Genomic DNA, 4,205 nt, shown 5'->3' with positions numbered 1-4,205 from the left:
CCAAGCTCGGCAAGTGACCACCGCCCCCAAACCACCCCACACAGCAGACGCCGGAGAGGCCCACAGCCCCTCCGGCATCCGCACGCCGCACCGCCGGGACGTGCGACCGCCAACCGTGGGGCCGCAGCTCCGCCGACAGCCTCCACCGGACACACGTCCATCTCACCGCATCCCTACGAGGGCCCGGCTCAGACGGGCCGAAGCCGTCGGACTACGTACTCCGACGGCCAACAGAGGGCTCGAACAACCCCGTTGGTGACGACGAAGTACGCCGCTCTCACCCAACCGCCCTCCTACGGCCGTGACGAGTGCCACGCCGTCGTCATCAAGACCGACTACGGCAACGAGCAGTCATGGCAACCCGTCACCGCTGAGCCGATGAAGCCCTGGGGCGACGACAATTACGAGCCTCTCGTGCACTTCGTCCGGTCCTTCTGACCCCCGCAAGCGTGCGCGACTGCGGCTCCGCTGCCTTGCCGCCCGCCCCGCAGGGTGCCCGGTGCCACGGGTGGGCGCATGCTGGTTGGGGTGGGGTGGTGGGGGCTCCGGACGGGACGTGTCGATGAGCGTGGGCAAGGCGGAAACCGTGTCGTCCGGCCGCCGGCTGTTCTCCGGCCGCGATCGCGCGGTCATCGCGGCCGCCTCGCTGTCCATGCTCCTGGTCCAGATGGACTGGTTCGCCCTCAACCTGATGCTCCCGGTGATCGCCCGGGAATTCTCCACACCGACCACGAATCTGCAGTGGCTGGTCAGCGGCTACATGCTGACCCTGGGCGCACTGATGATCACGGGCGGGAGGGCCGCCGACGTCCACGGGCGGCGCACGGTCATCGTGTGGGGCCTCATCGGCTTCGCCGTGGTGTCCGTCGTGTGCAGCGCCGCGCAGAACGAGGTCTGGCTGGTCGTGGCGCGGGTGGTGCAGGGTGGCACGGCAGCCTTGATCTTCCCCGTGGCCGTGGCCGTCGTCAGCGGCTACTTCCGCGACGACCGCCAGGGCCGCGCGGTGGGCACGGTGCTGGCCTTCAGTGCGATCGGCGTCGCCCTCGGCCCGTTCGTGGGCGGCGTGTTCGCCGAGCACGTCAGCTGGCGGGCGGTGTTCCTGCTGAACGTGCCGGTCTGCGCCGTCGCGGCCTTCCTGATGCTGCGGTTCGTCACCGACACCCGCGATGAAGAGGCCGGCAACGGCCTGGACCTGCCCGGAGCCGTCACCGTGGCGGGCGGTCTCACGGCGGTCATGATCGCGGTCGACCAGGGTGGCCACTGGGGCTGGGCCTCAGCGGCGACGCTGGCCTGCCTCGCCGCCGGAGCGCTGCTGCTGATCCTGTTCGTCGTGATCGAACGCCGGACCGCCGAACCGCTGCTGGACCTGTCCCTGCTGCACAACGTGCCGTTCGTGACGGTCACCGCGGCGGGTTGCGTGTCCAACATCGGGTACTGCCTCGTGGCGGTCCTCTCCGCGCTCTACCTCCAGCAGGTCCGCGGCCTCTCCCCGCTGGACGCGGGGCTGGTCTTCCTCGCACTGTCCGTCGGCGCCGGGGCCGCCAGCTACTGGTCCGGCCACCTCGCCCAGCGATGGCGGCCGGAAGCGCTGATGGCCGCCGGGCTCCTGCTGAGCGGGGCCAGCATTCTGGCGCTGACCTGGGCGGACCCGCTCGCCCTGTACACAGCCGTGTTCGCCGTCGTGGGCATCGGGCTCGGACTCGGCTGGGCGCTGACGAGCGTGGCCACCCAGTCGTACGTTCCCTCGAGCCGCCTCGCCGCCGCCTCCGGACTGGTGCTGACCTCTCTCGTCCTGATGGGCGCTGTGGCCGTGGCGGTGGCTGCGACCGTACTGGAGGTCCTGAGCGGCTCGGAGCAGCAGGCGGCTTCGGACGGATCGGCCATCGAGAGCGTGCTGAGGGCCGCGGCGCTGCTGTCCCTCGTGGGCGCGGTCTCCCTGCTCCCGCTGATCCGCGCGCCGCGGAAACCCGGTCCGGCGCCGAGGGGCAACCTGCCCTCGCTCTGACGCCCCGCCGACGAGTGGTAAGGCGAGGTGCCGCCGCTGCACCGTACCCGTCTTGGAACACCAGAACCGTTCACGTGAGCAGGTACGAAGAAACGGTAGGAGCGGCTGTTACACGACCCTGAACCCATTCGGCGCAGGTTCGAAGGACACCCCGGCGAAAGGACATTCACCAGCGAAGGCTTCCGTCCCCAAGCCTCCCACCGCCCGCTGCGCACACTCCCGCAGTCCGCGTCAGCGCAGCCATGACACATGTCCGCTACAAGCAAGAGTTACTGGTATATCCGCATTGGGCAACACGCGCCGAATTAGTGGCTTTTGGTGGTGCTTCGGGGCCAGAGTGTGGCTCCTCGGCAGGACGCCGGGAACTGTTCGGAGCCCACCCGCCTCGTACGAGCCGGGACGGGCCGCTGTCTGTTGAAGGGGTCATCTTCATGTCTGCTTCTCTCGCCACCCGCCGCGTCGTCGCGACGTTCCTGGCCACAGGCGCCCTGGTCGGCGCCGCCGCCCTCCCGGCTGCCGCTGCCGACGACCACCACCGGCGTGACCACCGGGCCCCGCACTCCTCGATCGTCATCGGCGACGTCCAGTACGACAGCCCCGGCCGCAGCGACCGCTCCGCCCGCGCCCTGAACGGGGAATGGGTCGAGGTGAAGAACACCGGCCGCCACAGCGTCAACCTGCGCGGCTTCACCCTCTCCGACCGGCAGGGCAACCGCTACCGCTTCAACGACTTCCGCCTGGACGGCCGTTCCAGCGTCAAGGTCCACACGGGCAAGGGTCGCGACACCCGCCACGACGTCTACCAGGACCGCCGCGACCAGGTGTGGGACGAGCGCGACAGCGCCACGCTCCGCGACAACCGCGGCAACGTCGTCGACAGCGACTCCTGGGACGGCCGCCGCCACCACCGCCGCAACGGCTGACGCGGACCTGCTGCCCCTGAGGGGCTGACGGGCCGGCACTGTGAGCTGCCGGCCTACCGCGAACGGCGTGTCACGGCGATCCAGCCGCGGCACGCCGTTCGCGCGTGTGCGCATCCTGCGGCCGCACTCGCTCCGGCTCCGGGGCCGGGGCCGCCCGTACCGTCAGCTGCGGCCCGGCGTCGCTGTCCACCCCGTACGAGCTGGTGGGTGCACGAGGGGATCGCCGCGGTGGACGCCGGTGACCTCCTACCGGTCTGCCTGCGTCATCCGGACGACCGCAATCCCCGCCTCCAGATCCACCGTTGTCCGATGCGGCGGTGCGCCGTCTTCCTCGTCGTCCCGCAGCACCAGTGCCGACTGCCGCTCCTTGAGCTCGTTCTGCTTCCCGGGCGAGAAACTCGCGTGGAGCTGCTCGAACCCGGTCGCCGATATCTGGCCCTGCCGGACGCTGTTCCGCCACGGCCCGTAGCCGTCGAGCGTCAGCAGCCGGGCTCGCCGCCAGCCCCGCGGTTCACCACGCCTGCGGGTCTGCTCCCGGGCCGCGCCTCCTATGGCGTCGGCACACCGGTCATCGCATCCCGGGGTACGCACGTGTGGAACGCAGCATGGTGGCGGCCGGCAAGTGGAGGGCGTTCCAGGAGGAAGGCAGTCTCAAGGCCAACTGCCAGGCGGCCAGGCCGCACAGGACACGGTCAACCAGAGACTGATCGACTCGGAACAAACCGCGGCACCAAGACAAGTTCTGTCCGTGACCGGCCGTTGCGTCGAGGGGTGGTTGCAGACGCGTGAAGCCGGTCTCGGCTGAGGTCGGTTGAACGGGTGAGGGCCTTCGCGGGTTCGGTGTGGATTACACCACCACCACCGACCGGCAGAAAGCCCTCACGTACACCCCTATGCACTTCTGACCACCGAGGACCACTCTCCCGAGTTGGCGGTGCCGGCCGATGTTGTCTCCCCAGGCGCCTGGGCCGCCGGGTCATCCGGACTGCTCGTTGTTGCCCTGCTGGTTGCCCTGCTCGTTGTTGCCCTGTTCGTTGGAAGGATTCTGGCCCGACTCCTTCTCGGAGTTCTGGCCGGTCCCGTTCTCAGAATTCTGGTTCGTGCCCTTGTCGGGAACCTTCTCCGTCTCCTGCCCAGGAACCTTCCCCGTCTCCTGCTTAGGGACCTCGCCCTTACCCTTCTCGGGAACCTTCTCCGTCTCCTGCCCAGGAACCTTCCCCGTCTCCTGCTTAGGAGCCTCGCCCTTACCCTTCTCGGGAACCTTCTCCGTCTCCTGC

The 4,205-nt window shown here is 69.4% G+C and carries 5 protein-coding genes; 3 read left to right on the top strand and 2 right to left on the bottom strand.

Features of this window, described 5'->3' with window-relative positions:
- The first annotated feature begins 255 nt into the window (after positions 1–255).
- The 3 genes from AB0M76_RS28740 to AB0M76_RS28730 all read left to right on the top strand — a co-directional run bounded on the left by AB0M76_RS28740 (position 256) and on the right by AB0M76_RS28730 (position 2,928).
- Positions 256–438 carry a hypothetical protein gene (locus AB0M76_RS28740; protein WP_365955622.1) on the top strand — a complete coding sequence of 61 codons (183 nt, stop codon included), beginning with the start codon at positions 256–258 and terminating at the stop codon, positions 436–438.
- A 124-nt stretch (positions 439–562) separates the two neighbouring features.
- Positions 563–2,005, top strand: coding sequence for an MFS transporter (locus tag AB0M76_RS28735; protein WP_365955621.1), 1,443 nt, complete (start codon positions 563–565; stop codon positions 2,003–2,005).
- A 431-nt stretch (positions 2,006–2,436) separates the two neighbouring features.
- Complete coding sequence (locus tag AB0M76_RS28730; protein WP_365955620.1) at positions 2,437–2,928, top strand: lamin tail domain-containing protein; 492 nt, start codon at positions 2,437–2,439, stop codon at positions 2,926–2,928.
- Between the two features lie 246 nt (positions 2,929–3,174).
- On the opposite strand, the gene AB0M76_RS28725 is transcribed toward AB0M76_RS28730, so the two are convergent.
- Both AB0M76_RS28725 and AB0M76_RS28720 read right to left on the bottom strand, forming a co-directional pair.
- Positions 3,175–3,414 (bottom strand): DUF6191 domain-containing protein, encoded by a 240-nt coding sequence (locus tag AB0M76_RS28725; RefSeq protein ID WP_365955630.1) that lies wholly within the window; start codon positions 3,412–3,414, stop codon positions 3,175–3,177.
- 490 nt (positions 3,415–3,904) lie between these two features.
- On the bottom strand, positions 3,905–4,205 hold a 301-nt coding region (locus AB0M76_RS28720), incomplete at its 5' end, for a hypothetical protein (protein WP_365955619.1).

Source organism: Streptomyces sp. NPDC051364, from assembly GCF_040682115.1.
Lineage (GTDB): Bacteria > Actinomycetota > Actinomycetes > Streptomycetales > Streptomycetaceae > Streptomyces.
This window is presented reverse-complemented; position numbering and strand designations above follow the sequence as displayed.